The 20546-nt window shown below is 48.0% G+C and carries 33 protein-coding genes, 1 tRNA gene and 2 pseudogenes; 13 read left to right on the top strand and 23 right to left on the bottom strand.

The window, feature by feature from the left end; genetic code table 11:
* Positions 1-127: 127 nt before the first annotated feature.
* Positions 128-406, top strand: a complete 279-nt coding sequence (locus JCM14467_RS01095) for a hypothetical protein (protein WP_054848819.1) — start codon at positions 128-130, stop codon at positions 404-406.
* 56 nt (positions 407-462) lie between these two features.
* On the top strand, positions 463-948 hold the full coding sequence (locus JCM14467_RS01090; RefSeq protein WP_252900314.1) for a hypothetical protein: 486 nt from the start codon (positions 463-465) through the stop codon (positions 946-948).
* Positions 949-1028: 80 nt separating this feature from the next.
* Here the strand turns inward: JCM14467_RS01090 and JCM14467_RS01085 are convergent, their stop codons facing one another.
* Entirely contained in the window at positions 1029-1880 is an 852-nt protein-coding gene (locus JCM14467_RS01085; RefSeq protein ID WP_054848817.1) for a hypothetical protein, read from the bottom strand.
* Between the two features lie 218 nt (positions 1881-2098).
* On the opposite strand from JCM14467_RS01085, the gene JCM14467_RS01080 reads away from it, so the two are divergent.
* A tRNA-Phe gene (locus JCM14467_RS01080) sits at positions 2099-2175 on the top strand.
* A 75-nt stretch (positions 2176-2250) separates the two neighbouring features.
* The gene (mntA, locus tag JCM14467_RS01075; protein ID WP_252900313.1) at positions 2251-3093 is read left to right on the top strand and encodes a type VII toxin-antitoxin system MntA family adenylyltransferase antitoxin; all 843 of its coding nucleotides are present in this window, start codon (positions 2251-2253) and stop codon (positions 3091-3093) included.
* On the opposite strand, the gene JCM14467_RS01070 is transcribed toward mntA, so the two are convergent.
* From JCM14467_RS01070 to JCM14467_RS01055, 6 genes are all read right to left on the bottom strand, one after another.
* A complete protein-coding gene (locus JCM14467_RS01070) occupies positions 3083-3802 on the bottom strand; it encodes a purine-nucleoside phosphorylase (protein ID WP_054848816.1) in 720 nt (239 codons plus the stop codon). The genes mntA and JCM14467_RS01070 overlap by 11 nt on opposite strands.
* A gap of 6 nt (positions 3803-3808) precedes the next feature.
* Entirely contained in the window at positions 3809-4297 is a 489-nt protein-coding gene (locus JCM14467_RS14705) for a DUF711 family protein (RefSeq protein ID WP_252900416.1), read from the bottom strand.
* A 68-nt stretch (positions 4298-4365) separates the two neighbouring features.
* Positions 4366-4896, bottom strand: a complete 531-nt coding sequence (locus JCM14467_RS14700; RefSeq protein ID WP_252900312.1) for a hypothetical protein — start codon at positions 4894-4896, stop codon at positions 4366-4368.
* A 41-nt stretch (positions 4897-4937) separates the two neighbouring features.
* On the bottom strand, positions 4938-5450 hold the full coding sequence (locus tag JCM14467_RS14695) for a hypothetical protein (protein ID WP_252900311.1): 513 nt from the start codon (positions 5448-5450) through the stop codon (positions 4938-4940).
* On the bottom strand, positions 5390-5860 hold the full coding sequence (locus JCM14467_RS14690) for a hypothetical protein (RefSeq protein WP_252900310.1): 471 nt from the start codon (positions 5858-5860) through the stop codon (positions 5390-5392). Before JCM14467_RS14690 ends, JCM14467_RS14695 begins: the two co-directional genes overlap by 61 nt.
* 61 nt (positions 5861-5921) lie before the next feature.
* Positions 5922-6086: a 30S ribosomal protein S14 gene (locus tag JCM14467_RS01055; RefSeq protein ID WP_054848815.1), complete on the bottom strand. Its 165-nt coding sequence runs from the start codon at positions 6084-6086 to the stop codon at positions 5922-5924.
* Positions 6087-6329: 243 nt separating this feature from the next.
* Between JCM14467_RS01055 and JCM14467_RS01050 the strand changes: the two genes are divergently transcribed.
* From JCM14467_RS01050 to JCM14467_RS01040, 4 genes are read left to right on the top strand one after another with little or no spacing between them, the layout of a single operon-like run.
* Positions 6330-6572, top strand: coding sequence for a hypothetical protein (locus JCM14467_RS01050; protein WP_054848814.1), 243 nt, complete (start codon positions 6330-6332; stop codon positions 6570-6572).
* Positions 6524-6847, top strand: coding sequence for a hypothetical protein (locus tag JCM14467_RS14685; protein ID WP_252900309.1), 324 nt, complete (start codon positions 6524-6526; stop codon positions 6845-6847). Before JCM14467_RS01050 ends, JCM14467_RS14685 begins: the two co-directional genes overlap by 49 nt.
* Positions 6757-7230, top strand: a complete 474-nt coding sequence (locus tag JCM14467_RS01045) for a hypothetical protein (RefSeq protein WP_054848813.1) — start codon at positions 6757-6759, stop codon at positions 7228-7230. The genes JCM14467_RS14685 and JCM14467_RS01045 overlap by 91 nt, the downstream gene beginning before the upstream one ends.
* Complete coding sequence (locus JCM14467_RS01040; protein WP_054848812.1) at positions 7227-7511, top strand: hypothetical protein; 285 nt, start codon at positions 7227-7229, stop codon at positions 7509-7511. Before JCM14467_RS01045 ends, JCM14467_RS01040 begins: the two co-directional genes overlap by 4 nt.
* Before the next feature lie 107 nt (positions 7512-7618).
* Here JCM14467_RS01040 and JCM14467_RS14680 read toward each other — a convergent pair whose 3' ends face one another.
* Positions 7619-7759 carry a hypothetical protein gene (locus tag JCM14467_RS14680; protein ID WP_252900308.1) on the bottom strand — a complete coding sequence of 47 codons (141 nt, stop codon included), beginning with the start codon at positions 7757-7759 and terminating at the stop codon, positions 7619-7621.
* Between the two features lie 67 nt (positions 7760-7826).
* Here JCM14467_RS14680 and JCM14467_RS14675 point away from each other — a divergent pair, with 67 nt between their 5' ends.
* The 3 genes from JCM14467_RS14675 to JCM14467_RS14665 are packed head-to-tail and all read left to right on the top strand — an operon-like array spanning position 7827 to position 8799.
* Positions 7827-8429 carry a hypothetical protein gene (locus tag JCM14467_RS14675; protein WP_252900307.1) on the top strand — a complete coding sequence of 201 codons (603 nt, stop codon included), beginning with the start codon at positions 7827-7829 and terminating at the stop codon, positions 8427-8429.
* On the top strand, positions 8420-8644 hold the full coding sequence (locus tag JCM14467_RS14670; protein WP_252900306.1) for an NAD(P)-dependent oxidoreductase: 225 nt from the start codon (positions 8420-8422) through the stop codon (positions 8642-8644). Before JCM14467_RS14675 ends, JCM14467_RS14670 begins: the two co-directional genes overlap by 10 nt.
* Positions 8554-8799, top strand: coding sequence for a hypothetical protein (locus JCM14467_RS14665; protein WP_252900305.1), 246 nt, complete (start codon positions 8554-8556; stop codon positions 8797-8799). The genes JCM14467_RS14670 and JCM14467_RS14665 overlap by 91 nt, the downstream gene beginning before the upstream one ends.
* 86 nt (positions 8800-8885) lie before the next feature.
* Here JCM14467_RS14665 and JCM14467_RS01030 read toward each other — a convergent pair whose 3' ends face one another.
* The 15 genes and pseudogenes from JCM14467_RS01030 to JCM14467_RS14635 form a co-directional block, all read right to left on the bottom strand.
* On the bottom strand, positions 8886-9143 hold the full coding sequence (locus tag JCM14467_RS01030) for a hypothetical protein (protein ID WP_054848811.1): 258 nt from the start codon (positions 9141-9143) through the stop codon (positions 8886-8888).
* Positions 9144-9165: 22 nt separating this feature from the next.
* On the bottom strand, positions 9166-10545 hold the full coding sequence (locus JCM14467_RS01025) for a hypothetical protein (RefSeq protein WP_054848810.1): 1380 nt from the start codon (positions 10543-10545) through the stop codon (positions 9166-9168).
* A gap of 71 nt (positions 10546-10616) precedes the next feature.
* The gene (locus tag JCM14467_RS01020) at positions 10617-10886 is read right to left on the bottom strand and encodes a DUF4346 domain-containing protein (protein WP_054848809.1); all 270 of its coding nucleotides are present in this window, start codon (positions 10884-10886) and stop codon (positions 10617-10619) included.
* Positions 10887-10938: 52 nt separating this feature from the next.
* Entirely contained in the window at positions 10939-11592 is a 654-nt protein-coding gene (locus JCM14467_RS01015; RefSeq protein ID WP_252900304.1) for a hypothetical protein, read from the bottom strand.
* Positions 11579-11860: a hypothetical protein gene (locus JCM14467_RS01010; RefSeq protein WP_054848807.1), complete on the bottom strand. Its 282-nt coding sequence runs from the start codon at positions 11858-11860 to the stop codon at positions 11579-11581. The genes JCM14467_RS01015 and JCM14467_RS01010 overlap by 14 nt, the downstream gene beginning before the upstream one ends.
* 43 nt (positions 11861-11903) lie before the next feature.
* Positions 11904-12146, bottom strand: a complete 243-nt coding sequence (locus JCM14467_RS14660) for a hypothetical protein (protein ID WP_252900303.1) — start codon at positions 12144-12146, stop codon at positions 11904-11906.
* Complete coding sequence (locus tag JCM14467_RS14655; protein WP_252900302.1) at positions 12131-12538, bottom strand: hypothetical protein; 408 nt, start codon at positions 12536-12538, stop codon at positions 12131-12133. The genes JCM14467_RS14660 and JCM14467_RS14655 overlap by 16 nt, the downstream gene beginning before the upstream one ends.
* A gap of 38 nt (positions 12539-12576) precedes the next feature.
* Positions 12577-13518 (bottom strand): dihydroorotate dehydrogenase, encoded by a 942-nt coding sequence (locus JCM14467_RS01000; protein WP_252900301.1) that lies wholly within the window; start codon positions 13516-13518, stop codon positions 12577-12579.
* Positions 13496-14122: an orotate phosphoribosyltransferase gene (gene pyrE / locus JCM14467_RS00995; protein WP_054848806.1), complete on the bottom strand. Its 627-nt coding sequence runs from the start codon at positions 14120-14122 to the stop codon at positions 13496-13498. The genes JCM14467_RS01000 and pyrE overlap by 23 nt, the downstream gene beginning before the upstream one ends.
* Complete coding sequence (gene pyrI, locus JCM14467_RS00990) at positions 14122-14601, bottom strand: aspartate carbamoyltransferase regulatory subunit (protein WP_054848805.1); 480 nt, start codon at positions 14599-14601, stop codon at positions 14122-14124. Before pyrI ends, pyrE begins: the two co-directional genes overlap by 1 nt.
* Positions 14598-15523, bottom strand: a pseudogene (pyrB, locus tag JCM14467_RS00985) (aspartate carbamoyltransferase). Before pyrB ends, pyrI begins: the two are co-directional and overlap by 4 nt.
* A gap of 92 nt (positions 15524-15615) precedes the next feature.
* Positions 15616-16476, bottom strand: a complete 861-nt coding sequence (locus JCM14467_RS14650; protein ID WP_252900300.1) for a hypothetical protein — start codon at positions 16474-16476, stop codon at positions 15616-15618.
* Positions 16455-17486 (bottom strand): hypothetical protein, encoded by a 1032-nt coding sequence (locus tag JCM14467_RS14645; RefSeq protein WP_252900299.1) that lies wholly within the window; start codon positions 17484-17486, stop codon positions 16455-16457. The genes JCM14467_RS14650 and JCM14467_RS14645 overlap by 22 nt, the downstream gene beginning before the upstream one ends.
* Before the next feature lie 17 nt (positions 17487-17503).
* Positions 17504-17653 carry a hypothetical protein gene (locus JCM14467_RS14640; RefSeq protein ID WP_252900298.1) on the bottom strand — a complete coding sequence of 50 codons (150 nt, stop codon included), beginning with the start codon at positions 17651-17653 and terminating at the stop codon, positions 17504-17506.
* Between the two features lie 35 nt (positions 17654-17688).
* Positions 17689-17892, bottom strand: coding sequence for a hypothetical protein (locus JCM14467_RS14635; RefSeq protein WP_252900297.1), 204 nt, complete (start codon positions 17890-17892; stop codon positions 17689-17691).
* Positions 17893-18058: 166 nt separating this feature from the next.
* Here JCM14467_RS14635 and glcV point away from each other — a divergent pair.
* Both glcV and ahcY read left to right on the top strand, forming a co-directional pair.
* Positions 18059-19161, top strand: a pseudogene (gene glcV / locus JCM14467_RS00975) (glucose ABC transporter ATP-binding protein GlcV).
* 48 nt (positions 19162-19209) lie between these two features.
* Positions 19210-20526, top strand: coding sequence for an adenosylhomocysteinase (gene ahcY, locus JCM14467_RS00970; RefSeq protein ID WP_054848804.1), 1317 nt, complete (start codon positions 19210-19212; stop codon positions 20524-20526).
* Positions 20527-20546: the final 20 nt, after the last annotated feature.

Raw genomic sequence — 20546 nt, 5'->3', positions numbered from 1 at the left:
CATTCTCCGTAAACCCATAATCCATGCACCGTACACGTTAGGTCTAAGTGAAATGGCACGTTCTAATCCCTAGAACGCTACTTACCAGCGCCTAGAGTTAAGTACCTCCTCACGCAAAGGCAAACCGATGGGCAGGCGTAGGCTACTCACGCTGGTGGCGGTGATAACCCTGGCGATAATAGGCATATCAATACTACTCATTGCTACGCACACTAAGTACTTCTTCATGCCTAGGCATCCTCCTCCATCGTACACGGCACTCCCTGGTATCAGTTACGGCTCCCTCTCCTGTAATAACCACTTCATTATTATTCCTGGCAATTCTATGGTTGTTCTTCGTTATCACGTTCATGGTAATGTTGCGATTAATGGCGTGGTTATTTACATGGCGTTCCCGGCGGCATAATCAATGAGTCCTTGGCAGCATTATCGAAGCTACCAAACCTCAATGATGCCTTAATCATGGGTGTATACATCAATGGAAAACTGATCGCGAGCACAAACAATCCGGGGCCAATCCAAGGCCTGGAGTTCGCCGTTAGCCACTCCAATGGCCCAATATCCGTGGGTTACACCAGTGATGGTGTCTTCTTCCCAACAATTAACTTGACGAGCGGTGATGTGATAACCGTTGTTATTTACTCCGCAGTACCATATGCATTGCCCTCATGTGCCGTGGCCAATGAAAGTGAGGAGACTGGATTAATGGTTAGGAATAATTGGATTGGGGTGATGGGCATTGTTAACGGCACACCAACGGCTGAGCAACTCTACGAGGAGGGCAGGTACATAACCGAGGAGCCCGTGATATACATAATCAACACCACAAGTCCAATGAACCAATTACCGCAGGAGTTAACACCAGGACCACTCGCTGAAGCGAGGCCCATAGCCACAGGATACGCACCATCATTCACAATGGGAGCACCATTAACAAACAATGGGTGATGCGTGCCAAGTATGGAGACTTAATACAAAGTTAAAATTATTAGTTATCATAAGATAAGATTGGAAGTAGAGTTAACAGTTCACTTAAGTAATTCGTTGAATGCTGTTGCGTTGAAATAGTTTGGTTCGTAACTTATTAGTTCTGATGTGCCGTGGGCGTCAATGTGTGTGGTGGTGCTTGTTTGTGGGAATTCCATGATTATGGTATTATTAAATATCGTGATGGCGGGTAGTCCGTTGGGTAATAGGCACGTATACTTCTCTGTGTGGTATTTCTGGATCACCATAGGTGAAAAGGTAGTTTCAGTCGTGTTGCAAAGGTTACTGTAAATTGACTCGCTAATTACCTGGAAGCAGTAAACCTTCTGTCCATGCCACTCAGTGGCATTTACGTAGTGTATATGGGTGATCATTGTGTAGTTAATGTTGCAGCCCTCGGTGGTTAAGGTTATCGTGACATTGCCCAGGAACTCCCTGAATGGCGTGACTGACTTAATCAATTCATTAGACGCATGCGGTAGACACTGGGTCTCACCTTTAATGCTGTGGTTATCGAGTACCAAACGAGCTACGTTACACATGCTCGTCCCATTTACCCAGTAGGCGATTTCCTGCGTGGATATGGGAATTGTATTGGGTGGTAAGCATGAATTTTTAATGATCAGGAGGATAGCCCTGGTACCGTTGATCGACCCGATACTGTATAATGTTGTTTCATTACACTGTGATACCTGGCTTGAGGCACCTCCTGTCGAGAAGCTCACGTAATTGTTACTGTATATTGCCGTGAATGTGCCATTAATTAATAGGTGCCTGAGGTTATCTACGTAAGTCAATGATGCGTTGTGCATTGACGGTTTCATTAATACAATAATTGCTGCAATAATTACTGCGGTAACAACTAGCACCATCACTGGAAAGAGTAACCTCATAATTAATACTCATAATGCACCTACCCGTTTAAAAACCTTGTCCTGAAGGATCTCGCTAATACGGCAACGATTTATAACACCTAAGCAATTTTCATGATCATACTCATCAGTTTTGTAACCCACTATACAGCAGTGAGGTGATTCATTGAGTGATGAGACTGCTTAGGACAAGGTGGCGGGCAAAAGCTTAAAACTGGCGGGAACAGAGAAATTGTGAAGCCCCGGTAGCTCAGCCTGGGAGAGCGACCGGCTGAAGACCGGTAGGTCCCGGGTTCAAGTCCCGGCCGGGGCACCATCCATGGCTTATCCATCACCAATCACATGCAAGGTTTTTATTATTCCAGATAAGGTAATTGACTGGCGCACTAACGTGATAATAAGCGATAGACTAGCCATGGCGAGGAATTACGTTAACGTTCTAAGGTCCATCAGGAGTTCTGTGAGGAACGTTGATGATTTGAGTAGGGACTTGATAATCAGGGGTGCCGTTGAGCGTTACCTGCACCTTGCCGTTGAATCGCTGATTGATGTTGGCATGAGGCTTTGCTCAATCCTTAACCTTGGTAAGCCTGAGAGGTATAGGGATGTTGCTAGGATAATGGTTAACGCCGGCATCTTCGATAGTGAGATTGGTAGGCTTTTTGAGATGTGGATTGGGTTTATGAATGTTCTTGTTCATGGCTACGCTGTGATTGATCCCGAGAGGTTGTTTGAGGCGCTGAATGAGGTTGATGAGTTGGACAAAGTGATTGATAAGATAAGTGACTTCGTTAGGGGCAGGTCGATAGATCCTGGCGGTAATCAGTCTGTTGCTTTGAATAATAAGGAGCTGGTTAACCTGGTCAATGCGGTTAGGCAGGTGCTTGAGGGGTTCGATTATGTATTGTTTGCTTATGTGTTTGGCTCAAGGGTTACTGGTAGGGCGTCCCCAGGGAGTGATGTCGATGTTGCCGTGTTCACGAGCAGGGACTTGAGTTGGAAGGAGTTTGTGGGTTTAATGCATGCCCTGGAGGACTCACTAGGGCTTGGGGTTGATTTGGTGCACCTTAATAGGGCGTCGTTATTGCTTGCGTATGAGGTGGTGAGTAAAGGCGTGCCTGTCCTGGATAGGGACGTTGATAGGCGGGTCGAGTTTGAGGTTAGGACTATTAAGGAGTTCCTGGACTTCAAACCAAGGCTCCTTGAGTATTACAATGCCGTGCTCAAACACTGACCTTAGTCAGCACATCCAGTACTGCCCTGCCGACCCTCATAACGACATCCCTAAGCCCACTAGCCGTTAAGAACCTGCCCGACCTGCCCTCGGTCAGGTTATTACTGACTATTAGCACCGCCGCTGTCTTTACGTTCCTGATTAGGCCCAGTAGGAATAGTATTGCCGTCTCCATCTCCACGCCCAGGAAGCCCCTAGAGCCGAGCAGGCTTACCAGGTCCTCCTCTGCGTAGAAGGCATCACTACTGTATACAGGGCCTACCCAGGGCTTGAGGCCCATTGACTCAATGCCCTTAACCAACTCATTGAGCAGTTGATAGTTCGGTACTGCAGGGTATACTATGAAGCTGCCCAGGTATTGCGCGTATATGCCTCCGTAGTTGTATGCGGAGCCCGTGGGTATTACCACATCGCCGATATTTATCTCTCTCCTCAGGGCCCCTGTCGTCCCGAGCCTGATTATTGCTCTGGCGCCCATGCTTATTAACTCCTCAATAACTATGGCCGCCGATGGAGCCCCAATGCCGTGCGTGGCTATTGTGACGTCAACACCATTGTACTTGCCCGTGTACGTTATTAAGCCCCTGTTCTCATTAACGAGCCTCGCATTACTGAGTAACTCGCTTAGTTGCCTAGCCCTCTCTGGGTCGCCAACTATCACGACCCTCTCCGCAATATCCCCTGGGTTAGCCCTGATGTGTATTGGCACCTCGAATCACCTCAGCATATCCAGTACTGGCGTTTTGCCGAAGTCCCCAAGATCAACCTCAGGCTCATTGCCTGGGTACGGTATTAACCTAAGGCCCACTGACCTGCGTTTAATACTGACTATGGCGTGTAGGTCATTGATGAGTTCCTTTACGAATGCGACCTGGCCGCTTGGTATTGGTACCATGTCCACGCCGGCTACGCAGGTAATTACGTACTTTACGAGTTTCGAGAACGTGATTAAACCCTCCCTAGCCCTAGCCTTTAACATCTCATCCTCAGCAAGCGGCAGCATGACCTCGTTGAAGCCCGTCACCCTGAACTGGCTGGACACGTCCCAAATGGTCCTATTCAACTTGTAAATAGCGTTCAGTGTTCCAGGTCCGCCGAACTTGATTCCGTAAATCCTCTCAATGGCGCTGACGACTGACTCCTCACCCCAGGGTGATAGTGATGTGTCAATACCCAGGTAATCAATGCCCAACTCACTGGCTATCTCCTTACCAACGTCCTCAGCAGCCTTGAATACCCTGGCCAGGTCGTTGCGTAGGCTTTGCTCATTGCTTAATTCACCTGGGTATAGTATTGATAGGCTATGCCGTGCCTATTGCCTAGGTTTATTGAGTCTGGGTAGTATGGCGTGAGTATCGCATCGCCTATTAGGGCGGCAATCCTCCTTGAAAGGACCCATTGATCGAGCTCCACAAGCCTCCTGAGCACATCTACGAAGAGTTCCACGTTATAATCATCCAACTCCCTGAAATCACCAACCCAAATACTTAGGTAGCTATCCGACTTAATGAAGGAATTAACCACCCTATCCAACTCGAACCTCGAGTCCATGGGTATATTGAGCGAGGCATGTATGTAACCAAGGTCACCGCTTAACCTGCCCACTGTCGTTGATAATTCCTCGAAGTTCCAGGAAGGATTCGTGAAGGGTAGCGTTACCCTCCAGGTCCTAATTTCAATCCCCCTCTCCCTACCGACATTCTCTATTACGCCGTGTAATTTGGTTAATTCCTGCCTAAGGTCATTCGCGTTAATCTTATCACCCTCCACGGGATAGAACAGGGTGACTGCTCGAATAATCATTAACCCAGTAATGCCATGCACTCATTTAAGCATTTCATTAATCAGTAGTAATACGTTAGGTAGTGGTTGTGTTCGTTAATGAAGGACCCCCTGGCATGGGCATTACAGACATCCCTCAATGGGCACCTATCACATTGCGGCTTATCCCTAACGCAGACAGTCCTGCCAAGCCTCCAGAGGAAGTCATCAAGGGCTATTGGGTCTAACTTACCAATCCTGACAACGGCATCCCAGGCATCGCGAACTATAAGCCTAAGCTCTACATCGAGCTCCCTGCTAAAGTGAATATTACGTCTCATCAACTCGAGGACCCAGTCCTCAAGCCTAACAATGCCCAGCCTATAGGCAATCCTAGTCAGGTGGTTATCAATCGGCAACTTCATCTCCTGTGGCTTAACCTTCAATAATCCACGCAGCGCCAGGAACTTAATCAGTAGGTATGCCTTCTTCCTGACTGGGTCCTCGTAAGCCGCCATGCTGGACAACCTATCAATCAACTCCTCAATACTCGAAACATGGAATAACCTAATGGTTGTTCCATAGTTCCTAAACACGTATGCCCCAGCATCCCTAAGCAGGTAGGCCCTAACACCATAATCCAGACGGGGCCATAATCACCAACAAGCCAATCCCTAACCACGGCTGGGTCAAGCCTCATTAAATTTATGGGGCTAAAGAAGGAACTATCCCTATTAAACATCTCCATACCCAACCTCCAGAGTAGGTCTGAGCCCGTGAAAACCTCACCACCTACACGCCTGGTGAACTGCCTATCCCCAATGTTAGTCCTATGGTCTATGGCTACCATGGCTAGGAAGTAGTTGTACGTATCCTCAACATCTGCATCCTTGGGAGGGTAAAACCTGGTATCGAAGGCGTCTGACCTACGTAAGTCCAATGAAGCCAAGGCCCTGGCTACCTCAATGATTTTATCCAGGCTCAGTGTTGCGGGTATCCTAGCCATAAGTAGTTAAGCGCGTTTGTACTTATAATCCCTACGTAATTATTGCGAAACACGATAAGCCCTAATAATACTTCTTAAACCCCAATTGCGGTGCAACCTCCCTGAAACACCTCCTGCACAGGTAGAGCCCATACTTCCTAATGACAGCCTCATGAGTACCACACCTTTGACACCTAATTACAGCCCTCCCAAACCTTCGTTCCTTTGGCGGCTTTATCTTCGCCATTCACGTACTCGGAGAAAAGCCCAGTTAAAAAAAATTATCTCCTAAGCCTGGGGTCCACATTGATTAATGGCGATGAGGAATTTAAGGGGTTGGTGTTGGGGAAGGTCGTTCCAGCCCATCGCCAAAGCCCTTATTAGCCTGTCCATGATTGGCTTGGTGGTTGCGTAAGTCGTGCATTGCCTAGGCACGTCACTACCTAACTGCAGTGCCTTATTAATCCAGTTGAGAACTTGGTGTTGGTATATGTCCGGTGCTCTGGGTGGGTTTGGTGAATTCAACATGGAGCTTTTGTGGAGGAATAGGTTTTGCCAAGGCGTTAAGCGTGGTGGGGAGTACGTCTGCGGTGGTGAGGCTGACGAAAACGCCGTAAATAAAGTTGTCGAGTTGTTGGGTGAAGCCGTTGGGCGAATTCTGAAGTGGCGCGTTTGGGAGGCGTGGTGGGTTGTGGAGGCGATGGATTTGTCAAGGATGGCTATGCGGCTATGAACACGACACAGGTTTGGCAGGCCATTGTTTGGTCGCTTCTTTACCCGGGTGAGGATTACGTGCATGTAAAAGCGGTTAATGTCAATGAGGGTGGCTTGACGATTACGTGGCGTTTAAGGACTAACCATGACCCGCTTAAGGGAGGGTCCTCAATGACGTTGAGAAGCTCGGTGAGGAGGAGTTATTGGCGTTCACGTTCACTGCAGTGCTTGGTGATGGCTATGCAGATGTTGAGGAGCTCAAAATCAATGGCCGCGTCTATGATGAGGCCGTGATTGCAATCGCGATGTCTGGTGAGAAGTTTAAGAGGTGGGAGCCATTGTTGGAAAAGCTGAAGGGCATGGGTTTTAACTGGGGATCAGTGCCCATCAATAATAGTGTAATCAACGTGAGGTTTTACAGCGGTAATGCCATCAACCTGGCAAGGGCGATGATCAACGTTCTACCGCCGATCCTTAAGGACATTCTCGATGCGTTGGGCTTCGATAAGTGGGTGAGGATTAAGCGAATAGCCGAGATGGAGGTTAAGTTCAGGAGGGGTGAGATGCGAATTACAGTGACTGGTTATGGATTCACAGTACATGTTCAAAAGGGCACTGTTGAGTTGGAGCATTGGATGAAGAGCGATGTTGAGGTCGATGAGGTCATTAAGCGTTGAAGGCCGTGTATGGTAATGGATTGCAGGCGCGTGTTAATACCCGCAAAAGTGGTAAGTATAGGGTTGTGACAATTCCAATGCACGTATTTGAGAGGTATGAAGACATTAAGGCGCAGGTCGTTAAAGTGCTCTGTAGGAAGCTCGAGAGGGTGAAGGACGAGAGGAAGAAGCAAATAATCACAAAGCACCTAAGGCGACTAACACCCACAAAGGGGGCGGTCGCGGTGGAACATCCAAATCGAGAATCCACCCAAGCCAACCCAGGCAACCAAAATTTATAAAGCCCTAAATAAAGTCATGCACTAGAGGATCTTCAATAGAATATTGAAAGTTTTTGAATGCGGGCTTCGATGCGTCGGTTCCCGTAAGTGGGCCCGACGCCTTAAACCTATTTCGTTGCGTGATTTAAGTAACCAATCAATCGCTTCCTCGGGTTTAGGCAACCGTAACTCATCATGTTGGCGTACTTAGTCGTGAATCCCTCCCTAGCCAACACACTCGTTAGTTCCTCCCTACATACCCGCCTCACTTTGAGGTGTAGATAATAGTATTTGCCCGTGGAAAAATAAATAAGCCGGTAATCGTTCCCTGTCTAAATGGTAACTACCATAGTTAGTACGGTTGAATTACCTGAAAGGGCTAGGGAGATGCTGAAGGGCTATGGCGTAGACCTATACGAATTACCGAGGTTGAGCAGGGATGAGCAATTGAATGCATTGTCAAAGGCCGAGGTATTACTGTGCTGGTGCGGTAGGGAGTTTGACCTGGCAGGTAATATTGGTTTAATGCGGAGGTTAAAGGTGATACAGACATTCTCCGCTGGCGTTGATCACTTACCATTCTCGGCAATACCGAGCAATATCGAGATCTACAGCAACGCAGGTGCGTATTCAATACCCGTTGCCGAGCATGCCTGGGCGATGATATTAACACTGGCCAAGGGGCTGCATAGGCCTGTACTTAATGCCAGGGAGTACCTAGGTAATGAATTAACGAGCCCACGTAAAGTATTTGAAGCGACCCTGCTTGTCCTGGGCACTGGTGGTATTGGTAGGGAGATTGCGAGGATTGGTAAGGAGGGATTTAGGACATACAACATTGGTATCAACAGGAGTGGTAGCTCGCCGAGTACTTTGATGAGGTTCATCCTACGAGTAGGTTACTTGAGGTCCTGCCGAGGGCCGACATTGTGGCGATAGCGTTACCGCTGAATAAGTATACGATGGGCTTGATTGGCGAGAGGGAGCTTAGGGCTTTGAAGAGGGGTGCCATAGTGGTGAATGTTGGCCGTGGCGACGTGGTTAGGGAGGAGGACCTGTACAGGTGCTTAAGGAGAGGCAGGACATTAGGTTTGGCACGGACGTCTGGTGGGTACATGATGGGCATGAGGAGATTCCGCCGAGGACTCCATTAACGACGCTACCCAACTTCCTGGGTACACCGCACATAGCTGGTGGTGCGCAGAGGGATATTGCCGAGTATGCCATTATGAGGGCTGTGGAGAACGTGATAAGGTACATAAGGGGTGAAACACCAGTTAACAGGGTTAACAGGGACGACTATATCTAGGATGCAGTCACGGATTTAAAAATGATCGAGAATCTCGCTAGAAATTTCCAATTACAATGAGGCATGGGCATGTATTAACCGTGCCATTACTCCTCCCAGTAGTCACTGCCGTAACCAACCACTACGCCTAGGTAATCATAGATGAATCCTCTCCTGACGGCATCCTCATAAATCCTCCAGATGCGCTTCACGGATACCAAGCCGACGTAGAAGCCCTCTTTCCTGAGTTCCTCGCGGACCTTGTCAGGGAAGTCCATGGGCTTTATGAGGGGTTCCCTGGAGAATACCCTGAGCATGGCGTTTAGTATGTCGCTGTTGTGTGGGTATGGCTTCTTCCTAACCATGGATCACCGGTGTTTAGGTACCTTAGCCATTAATTAATAATTTCCTGTAGAATTCACGGTCATAAATAATGTAGTAGATAAATAGTGGTAGGTAAATAATCGGTGCTATATTTACGTAATTAATTGAGGACCTTGTGAATGTACCGATGTCCTCATTAACCAGCCTTACCGCTGTCCTATTGATTACGAATGAAGCCTCTATGTAACTCATCTCATAATTGGTTGTGAAGTAGTTACCGTGCATGTTAATTATTGCCGTTATTGTTACATTTATTGGAAACACATAATTATAATTATTGATCGTGCAGTTGACTAAAAAGCCATTTGGTACTGGTAAGTGATTACTCATGGTCAATGCGGGTATGTAAATCCATGAGACCTCGCCTGGCTTAATTATAGTTTCAACGGCGGTACCTTCGTAAACCACCTGCGGCTCAGGGCTGAGTGTGAGTGGTGTTGGGGGTATTTCGATCGGTATTGTATAATTTGTCCTGTAAGTACTCATGGGCGCCACGGTAGTTACGCTTAGGCAGGATTTCGTGCCTACACCGACCTTGATATAGTAGGGTTGGAGGAATACCGCGATATAGCCCAGTATGGATACTGAATTTGGCGTGTAGGTTTGGTTTGTAACGCCTATCTCTATTATTGAGTAGTTAGTTAGTGCTGTGTAAGCCGTGAAGTGCTTGATGGTAGGTGCAAGTATGTCTATTGGGTCTAATCCGTAGTACTGCGGGCTTAGTGACGTGGATAGTAATGATGATGATATCACCAGAGCCATTAGTGAGAGCGCTATTGACCAGGCGATTATCCTTATGGCATGCTTCTCCGTGAATTTGACGGGTTCATTATCCCTTAACTCGTTAATAGGCATTAACCAGGCAATGAGGAGTAATGCATATACTATGAGCATTATGAAGGCGCCAATCAAGGCTATATAGAGCGCCGCACCGATCATCAGCAGAATACCCGCATACCTATGTAACCTACCCAATCCATTAATTGAGCGATAGAGGAAGTATGAGTAGGCAATTATTAAGGGCCACGACGCAGCCATCAGCGAGTAAATGAGCGTTGCCTGATTTGATGGGTACCTCAGCCACGTGGGCATATTAGGCGATAGGTTAATGATTGCGTGCGATTGAATGATTGTAACCTTAATAGGCCCGTATAGCCCAGTTATGATTGCAGTCGCCGTATATATAAATAATACGTTCGCAATCATCATTACTAATGCAAAACCGGCATTACGGAATCGACCAACCAAGCCATATGTCCTGAATGCATACAATAATGTTAATAGGCCGAGGATTGTGAATACCTCATGGGCCGTGAACCTTATTGAACCTACTATTAATAGGATCGATGATAATACGCCGAGTGATCTTACGTCCTTAATCACTCGGCGATTTACCTCAGTCATTTACCTAATTCATGGGTTAGGTCATTTATTCCTTACTTCACGTAGAGTGATCATAACCTATCCTGCTCGTAATCCCTGAGTAGGAACGCCCTAGCCAACTCCTTCCCCAGGTACATGGCGTGTGAGTAGTTCGTGAAATAATTACTATTCTTAAGCGCATTATACGCCTCCTCAAGCGAGTTGAACGAGAACCTCCTGTGCAGGAGGTTCGTCACTGGCAACCTATGCTCGACAATCACCGAGTCGCCCTCCCTCATGACCAGGAAGTTACCCCTTGGATCCTCCACGAACTCCCTGAATACACCGGCGTTCCTCTTCACGAAATCCTCAGCCTGCCCAAGTCCTTCACGTAAATCCTAGCTGAGAACGGTATTATTGCCATAGAACCCACGCTGTACCAGGCGTTGAACTCCCTGTTAAGGCGTCAACCACGCTCTTCGCCAGGGACCACCACCTATACAATTGCCTGCACCAGTCATTAAGTACGTCAACGCTCCTCAGGTAAACAACCTGGTTATAGTAATCACCACTTATGACGCCCTGAACCAGGTAGTCACTGCCGTGGTAAACAGCACCCATTGAGTATGGGTTAATCCTCAACTCATTGATGATGGCTTTACCCACGTCGGCGGGTAGCGCAAGGCCCCTAAGCCCTGCCTCACTGAGTCTCCTGAATGGGTGCGGCTTACCCACTGAGTCTATGACAACCATGGGTGCTATGAACTCCCTATAATCGCCCTTATCAAAGCCGTAATTCAGGACCAAATCAACGAGCTTAACCCAGGACCTGTAGGTATCCCTCTCATAAATAAAGGCGCCAACCAGGGGCAGTACCCAACCGCCGCCACGCTCGCTCTCACGAACCTTCACATTAATTAACGGCCTAACAGGCCTACGCCCAGGCCTATAATTCTCGCGAATAGCCCTTATTATTAAATCAATGTTGTACGCCTTAAACGCCTCCCTAAGGTCTATGACCCTCACCGTAGACCTAACACCATCAGCAACACCCCTATCCACAAGCAACGCATCCAACGCACCATCTAAAGAACCTAATCAGTAAGTCGCCGACACCGTTATAGTCAAGGCCGAGGACTATCAACGTATCAATCCAGTTAAACCTCGATAACGTGGCTATCATGTAATTAATACCCACCGGCGTGTATAGATTGCCGATGATTCCCACGAGCCTTATTGAATCACCAAGCAACCTCTTTACCTGATCAACACTACTCCATAGAGTAACAACAGCTATGTTAGAGTCCTCATTAACCACCTCATAACTAAACCTCACAACTACCGCAGTGATGAGCTAGGTTATAATCCTTGCCATAACATTATAGTATAAGCCTAGGTATTAAAGGTATTAGTAGGGTGATCGACACGACAAAGGCCGTAACCCAAACCCTAACATCATCCCTAAATACCCTGAAGCCATCAAGCACTATGCCTGGCAGGGCCAGGGGTAACATGTTGAAGAAGCCGAGCCAAGCATTGATGGCATATATTAAGAAGGCATAGAATGATGATGAACCTGGAAGTAATAATGAGAGTGTTAGGAAGATCACTGCGAAGACCATGTTAGTTGCTGGGCCTGCGAGGCTATCCTCAGCTCATCACGCCTTGATGGGTAACCCCAAACCTTTGGGCCAATTACTGTGGCCCCGGGCAGGGCTATAATGACGTGAAAAATAGAGGTCACCAGTGCTAATAATAGACCGATCCACCAGGCCCTGAAGTAGGCGATGTAACCCAACCTCCTGGCAACCTCCCTATGCATTAGTTCATGCCCTAGGAATCCCGTGAGTACGGCAATGAAGGTGGCTATTAAACCGTCAGTGCTGAATAATGTGTTGAAGAGTAGGGCAAAGGCCACGGTCATAGCGATGAGGGCAATCACGATATCCCTAACCTCATGTCTATACGGCCTAAATGGCACTCCGTAACCGCCACCCCAATAATTAAGCCTCATTGAGACGTGGTGACTAAGTAATTATTAAAGCCTTTCACTCAGTCTCGCCAATACCTCTTTAAACAATCTATTAAATACGAAGGGACCCTCATAGCGAATGCCGTAACCACACCAACCATGTTCGCACCACTCCTCATTAGGTCAACCACCTGCCAACCATGGAACACACCGCCAAGCCCAATGACGGGATTCCTAAAGCCCCACCTCCTAACCTTAATAATTAGCGACTTAACAATTGGGTATATTGGGTAACCACTCAAACCGCCATAGCCCACGGAAATCCTGGGCTCCTTAACGGGCAGGGTATTCGCTATTGTCAACCCAAATCCACGCCTACCAGCGATGCTCACAATCCATCTATAGAAATCAACGTCAACACCAAGGGGTAACTTTATGAATAATGCTCCAGGAAACGACTCAACACCATTAAGCAACTCACCCAGATAATCCCTATCCGACACCCATGAGCCACGGTACGTGGGACTGCTAATATTCAACTCCACGGCATCCACATCATAACCCCTCAACTTACTCAGCATATACATGAACTCATCAATTGAGAAGCCTGCCAAACTAAGGATTACGTAAACATCGAATTTACGCAACTCACTAAGTATGCTGGGTAACCTGGTAAGGAAGTCCGTAAAGCCTCTCGACGGCAGACCCATGGCGTTAACCATGGCCTTCAAACCAGGGTACTTAACCATCCGCGGCTTCGGATTGCCAGTGCGTGGCTTTAACGTGATTGACCCAATGGTTATGAAACCAATGCCCGCCCTCGCAATACGTGGGGCTAGGAAACCATCCTTATCAATACCCGCACCAAGTCCCAGTGGATTCTTAATAAGCCTACCATTCACCTCAATGGGCATTTCAATACCGTAGCTACGATAATTCACAACACCACTCCTAATGAGCATGTGAGATAGTTCATGGGTGAGGTCGGGAGGCAGGTAATTAAGAAGTTTGAGTACCCGCACCAACACGCGTACTCACCAGGTAATTAATTATTGAGTTACGCAATTCATCACTGATCAAGCCGTTCCTGGTAAGGGTATTTATGATCTCGGTAATCCTCATCAACGCAACTGCATTAACGCCCTCACTCCTAATGGCGTCAAGCCCACCCTGCTCCCTATCAATGAAGACCGCGGCAAGGACCACATCACCACCGTAACTCCTAATAGCCCTTATAGCCCTAATTATTGAGCCACCCGTAGTCACCACATCATCAATAACGGCGACCTTCATGCCCTGCCTTAAATCACCCTCAATGAGCTTAGCCGTACCGTGCTCCTTAGTCTCCTTCCTAACGTAGATTATTCCCTTATTGAGTTCGTAAGCCACCATTGAGGCCCACGGTATGCTGGCAGTCTCTATACCGGCGATGACATCTACGGCGAAGTTGGAGAGTAATTCAGCCATTGACTTAACCAACCGCTTATAAATACCCGGGTGCGTTATTGCGAGCCTAAGGTCTATGTAAAATGGACTTTCAAGACCACTCGTCAATTTAAACCGCCCAAACCTAATCGCACCAATCCTATAAAGATCAATCACTAAATCATCACTCAACATACCCATCACGCCAGTCCAAAGTACTTCTCGATATCACCGAGTTCATGTATCGTACCACAATACTCACACACCAGCTTAAGCGGTTCCCTGGAAATAACACGGAACCTACTCCTAATTGGCTCCCTCTGCTGGTTCGTTATGCACCTCGGATTCTTACACTTAAGCAATCCCTCTACTACGTCTGGTATTGAGACCTTAAACTTACTAACTACCTCGTAATCCCTAATTATGTTCACCGTGGCCGTTGGTGCAACGAGGGCTACTAGGTTCAATTCATCCTTAGTTAATTCCCTACCCTCAATCTTAACAATGTCCTTAGTACCTAACTTCCTACTCTCCACATTCATAACCAACGCAACCCTAAAACCCTCACGACCACTTATACCCAGCAGCCGAAGCACTAGAAGAGCCCTACCAGCAGGTATATGGTCAATGACCACGCCATCCCTAATCTTACTAATTATCAACTCCCTCTTACCACTCACGACCTATCACCCGCAAGCACAAGCTTAAGCAACGCCATGCGCAGGGGCACGCCTAAGCCGGCCTGCCTGAAGTACCTGGCCTGCGGCATGTTATCAACCGCGAAGTCAACCTCATCAACCCTAGGCAGTGGATGCAGGATTATTAGGCTTGGCTTACCCCTCTCGATCAATTTAGGCGTTACCCTATAGGCGCCCCTGACCTTCTCATACTCCATCGGGTCCGGGAACCTCTCCCTCTGGATCCTGACCACGTAAAGCACGTCTAAGTCACCAATCACGTTGTACGGGTCGTCAGTCCAGTCATACTTCATACCCCTCGAGTTCATGAACTCAATAAGCTCCTGCCTAGGCCTGAGGAGCTCGGGCGATATTAGGTGAAGCCTGACTTTATAGTATGACAGTGCCTGAACCAGGGAGTTAACAACCCTGGCATACTTAAGGTCGCCAAGTATACCAATAGATAAGCCATCAATAACCTTAAACTCCCGCCAAATCGTGTATAGGTCGAGCATGGCCTGCGTCGGGTGATTCTGAGAACCATCACCTGCATTAATTACCGGCGACTCCGCAACCTCGGTAGCAAACTTGGCCGCACCCTCGAGACTATGCCTAATCACTATGGCGTTCGCATATGCATCAAGCATCCTAATAGTGTCGGCTAGGTTCTCGCCCTTAGCCATCGACGTAGCTCAGTACCACTAAAGCCGATTACCCTGCCACCGAGCCTAAGCATTGCCGTCTCAAAGCTAAGTCTCGTCCTAGTACTCGGCTCGAAGAAGGCCAGGGCAAGAACCTTATCACTAAGTATATCAAGCCTAGACTTGGCATACCTCTCCATGCTTAATGCCTCAGAAAACAGGACCTCGAAATCCTCCCTACCGAAATCCAGCACGCTTATGACATCCCGATTAAACCAGACCAAGGAACCCACCAAAGCGGCAACAGCTAATTTAATAAAGGTTTCTTCGAAAAATGAGGAGTATTTATATACTACTTATATTATTTTTGTTATTATCAACCCAGTATCCTAATGGTGAACTTACCACCGTGCATAACCCTAACGATGTTGCCCGTCATTACCTCGTACTTACAACCATCGCACTGAACCTCCTTAGGCGTAACTGGCGAGTCTATGAGCAATTCATACTGCCCAACACCAACGGGCTTGCCCAAGCCTTCGTAGTTTATCACAAACTCATTACCCCTCATAAACGCACTCACGCTCTTTACGAACCCATAAATCGTCGACACATTACTCGCCGTAACCCCCCGCCTTAGTAGGTCCAGGGGCATACCCCTAAACAGTGTTGGCGTCTCGAACAAATCATTTATCACTAAGTCCCTAATGAGCATTATGAAGTCGGCCGCAGCCCAACCATGAGGCTCATCGCCCTGTCCACCCCTCTCAGTTATTATTGATATTCCCTCAGCCCAACCATACGTTGGCGATGCATGATTTACTATCCACATTAAGTACTTACTAACTCGCTCCCTATCACCAAGTATTGCCCAGGAGTGGGCTAGGTTCATGGTTAAGTAACTACCGTAAGTACCCCATTGATGCGTATTCACTACTCCACCATTCAACCCATACAACTCCTCAGTAACCTCAAGCGTCCTCCTAACCAATGGATTATCCAGCGGCAGGGCCATTGTCGGCCACACAACCGCTATAACCCTCGTCATCGCCGAATCGGCAACCCTCTCAGGCGCCGGCACTATGTAATCAATGCCAAGTCTCGACCTGACAACGTTTATTGAGTTGATTAAGGCGTCCGTAAACTCATTGTGTAACTTAATAACCCACTCATAATCCTCGTGATTAATTTCCCTGAGCACCTTACCCAACTCCCTCAACCCGGCAATGGCCCACATGTCATCCCAATAATGATGGTCCATGGGCCCGTATCCTCGGCAGACCAGGACGGCGGTAATAAACCCCTTATCGACTCATCACCCGCCACCTCCCTATTCATCTCAAGCCACTCAACACCACGCCTAATGACTGAGTACCACCTTCTTAACATGTCGTAATCCTTCGTCAACTGCACATACTTACTCACAGCCCACAGGACTTGCCCATTAGCGTCATACTCCCTCACATCGAAATCCACAGCCTTGAAATACCCGGTGGGGTCAATCCTCCTCAGTAATTCCTCAATGACTGCCTTACCCATTTCGACTAGGTTAAGCATTGTGAGGGCAGTCGCCATGTAGGATCCATCTCTTATCCAAAAGAGGTGGTAAATCAGTGGACCCGGCGTTATCCTACCACCATCCCAAAGCATTACCAGATTCGCCATTGACTGGCGAAGAATATCGCCAATGACACTATTACCAATGGATATCGAGAGAGACCTCTCGTTTATCGCGTCCCAATTACGCAATTCATTCATGATGTCATTATCACTAACCGACTTAACTAACGCCCTATTATGCCACGTATTCCTAAGCGAATCAATCGGCGCCTTTACCCTGAGTCTCCACTCATTACTCCCATTAATGACCGCGTTAAAGCCAAGGGCTGCGTGAGCCCAGCCCAACTCATCATTGACATAGAGCTCACCATTAAGCCTACCGAAGGCAGCATCCTCACTCGCATCCCTATTCACATTGTATGAACCAAACTGCGATGGCTCCCTATCCGTAGTCAATGCCAACTCCCCATTAACAGTTATGAACCAACCATCACCCTCAACACCCACACTCCCGACCTCAACTACGTGATCAACATTATAGGGCCTCGTCACAAGGTAAACAATGTAATTACCAGGCAAGCCAATCAATCTTAGGTCTATAACCAATACGTCAACCCCCGACCTACTGGCGACGGTTGACCTAGCAATAACCTTCACGACCCCCAAATCCCACTCATTAATTATCACCGGGTAACCAGGCCTCTCTAGGTATTGCCTAAATGAACCACGAAGCCCGGCGTGTACAGCCTCGAACCATCATAAACCCACACCTCAAACGCAACATTCCTCCTAGTCACAAACAACATGGCTGGGTCTATCACAGCCTCATTAACGCCTTGCACAGTACCAACCATACCCCAATCCTTAAAGTGAACATTCCTAAACGGCATCAACTGGCAGGTTCAAAACCCCTACCATTAGGATCCAACTGCTGCCTCAACCACCTTGGCCAAGCCCAATTAGGTTTCCTATAGTACAGGCCCATTATGAACATTGAACTACCAAAACCATTAATCGCAGACTCAACGAATTTATCCACATCCCTACCCCACATCCTCGCGGCATGCTCGAAACGCTTACTAACGTGGCTCATCTCAATCTGACACCCATTAACTTAGGCATTTTAATAAAGTTCCCATGTAATGAGTTAGTAGGACTTAATGATGGGTCTACCCATTATTGCTGTTAACACTGGTTATACCTAGCCCTGTTGGAAAAATTTATTTTTATTTTAAATAAATTCAGGGTACTGTAGGGACATGGTTAGGGTTTACCTGCATGAGGTTACTAAGATATTCGGGAAGAACGTAGTGGCGCTGGACAAGGTGGAGCTCGAGGTTAGGTCTGGGGAGTTCATGGTAGTAATGGGGCCGTCCGGCCACGGAAAAACAACACTGCTTAGAGTTGTGGCAGGACTTGAGGAGCCGACTGATGGCGAGGTCTGGATTGGCGATACCCTAGTTGCATCACCGAGGAAGGGCGTCTTCATACCGCCAAAGGATAGGAATGTGGGCATGGTATTCCAGAACTGGGCCCTTTATCCGCACATGAGGGTTTTCGATAACATAGCCTTCCCACTCAGGATTAAGAAGCTGCCCAAGGCGGAGATTGAGAAGAGGGTTAGGGAGATAGCCGAGGTGCTGGGCATAGCCGAGACCCTGGATAGATATCCAAGGCAATTATCCGGTGGTCAGCAGCAGAGGGTTGCCATTGCAAGGGCGTTGGTTAAGGAGCCGCAGGTCCTCCTGATGGATGAGCCATTCTCCAACCTGGATGCCAGGATTAGGGTTACGGCAAGGGCCTTCGTGAAGGATATCCAGAGGAAGTTAAGCATAACAACGATACTTGTCACCCACGACCCGGCCGATTCACTGACGCTAGCCGATAGGATAGCGGTGCTTAGGAGGGGTGTTATCCAGCAGATAGGACTTCCCAACGAGATTTATGACAAGCCGGCTAACATATTCGTGGCAAACTTCATAGGCGATATAAACCTATTTGAGGGCTCAATAGTTAGTAAGGGCAATGAGGTGTATTTCGATGGAGGTGATGTAAAGGTTCAACTACCACCTGGCGTGAATGTGCAGGGAACTGAGAATGTAATACTGGCATAAGGCCCGAGGACATAATACTGTCTAAGGAGACCATCAGCAATAATGACTTAGTATACGTCGGCAAGGGTGTTGTGGAGATTTCCGAATTCGCTGGCGGTAAGTTCAATGTAATGGTTAAGCTACAGAACACAGAGGTTAAGGTCGTCTCATCAACGAGCTTCAGCCTCGGTGAACCAGTAAACATATACTTCAACTCACGTAAGATAAAGCTATTCGACAAGCAAACCGAGAAGTTACTATATGGATGATTAATCATTAAAATTTTAATACTTCAGTAAGTCAACGCATTGACCCAAATGTCATATAAGGTCAAGGACATATCGCTGGCGGAGAAGGGGCGCCTACTGATTGAGTGGGCCGAAAGACACATGCCCGTTCTAATGAAGATTAGGGAGAGATTCAGCAGTGAAAAACCACTCGAGGGGATCAAGATATCGGCCAGCCTTCACGTGACTAAAGAAACCGCAGTCCTAGTCAGGACATTAGTTACCGGCGGAGCAACGGTAACACTGGTACCCTCAAACCCACTCTCGACACAAGACGAAGTGGCCGCAGCGCTGGCTGAGGAGGGCGTGCACGTGTACGCGTGGAAGGGAATGAATGAGAGAGAGTACTATAACGCCATTGGCTTCGCAATTTCCCAGGAACCAGTCGTAACAATGGATGATGGCGCCGACCTAACAGTAACGCTACATAAGCTAGCCCTCGGCGTTAAGAGCAACGAGGTTAGTTACGCACTGGAAACCGCCGGCGATAGGGACTTCGGTAGGTTAATAGGTAACATTTATGGTGGTACTGAGGAAACGACGACGGGCGTGATTAGGCTAAGGGCCATGGCGAAGGAGGGGACGCTAAGGTACCCAATAATCGCCGTCAACGACTCATACACCAAGTACCTATTCGACAATAGGTATGGGACTGGGCAATCGACTTGGGATGGCATACTCAGGGCCACGAATATACTGGTCGCGGGTAAGGTAGTCGTGGTGGCCGGCTATGGCTGGGTTGGGCGTGGGATAGCCATGAGGGCTAAGGGACTTGGCGCGCGCAGGGTCATTATTACCGAGGTAAACCCTGTTAGGGCCCTTGAAGCCGTCTTCGATGGCTTTGAGGTAATGCCCATGAGTGAGGCTGCGGAGGTAGGTGACATATTCATAACGGCCACAGGCGACATTAATGCAATAACGCTGGACCACATACTGAGGATGAAGGATGGCGCAGTACTGGCCAATGCGGGTCACTTCAATGTGGAGATCGACGTGGCTGGGCTCGAGAGGGTTGCGAGTGAGAAAAGGAGGATTAGGGATTACGTGGTTGAGTACGAATTACCAAACGGTAAGCGCATCTACCTACTCGCTGAGGGCAGGCTCGTTAATTTAGTGGCTGCCGAGGGACACCCAAGCGAGGTTATGGACATGTCCTTCAGCAACCAGGCCCTCGCCGTTGAGTATATAGTGAAGAACAGGGGTAAGTTGTCACTGGGCGTGCATAAGCTACCTGATGAGCTGGACATGGAGGTTGCAAGGCTTAAGCTTGAGACCATGGGCATAAGGATTGACCAACTAACTGAGGAGCAGAGACACTACATAAGCAGTTGGGGTCTCGGTACATGATGGGGAAATTTTTATAGGAG

Source organism: Vulcanisaeta sp. JCM 14467, assembly GCF_001316245.1.
Lineage (GTDB): Archaea > Thermoproteota > Thermoprotei > Thermoproteales > Thermocladiaceae > Vulcanisaeta.
Note: the sequence above shows the minus strand (reverse complement) of the source record. Positions and strands in the feature narration are given on the sequence as shown.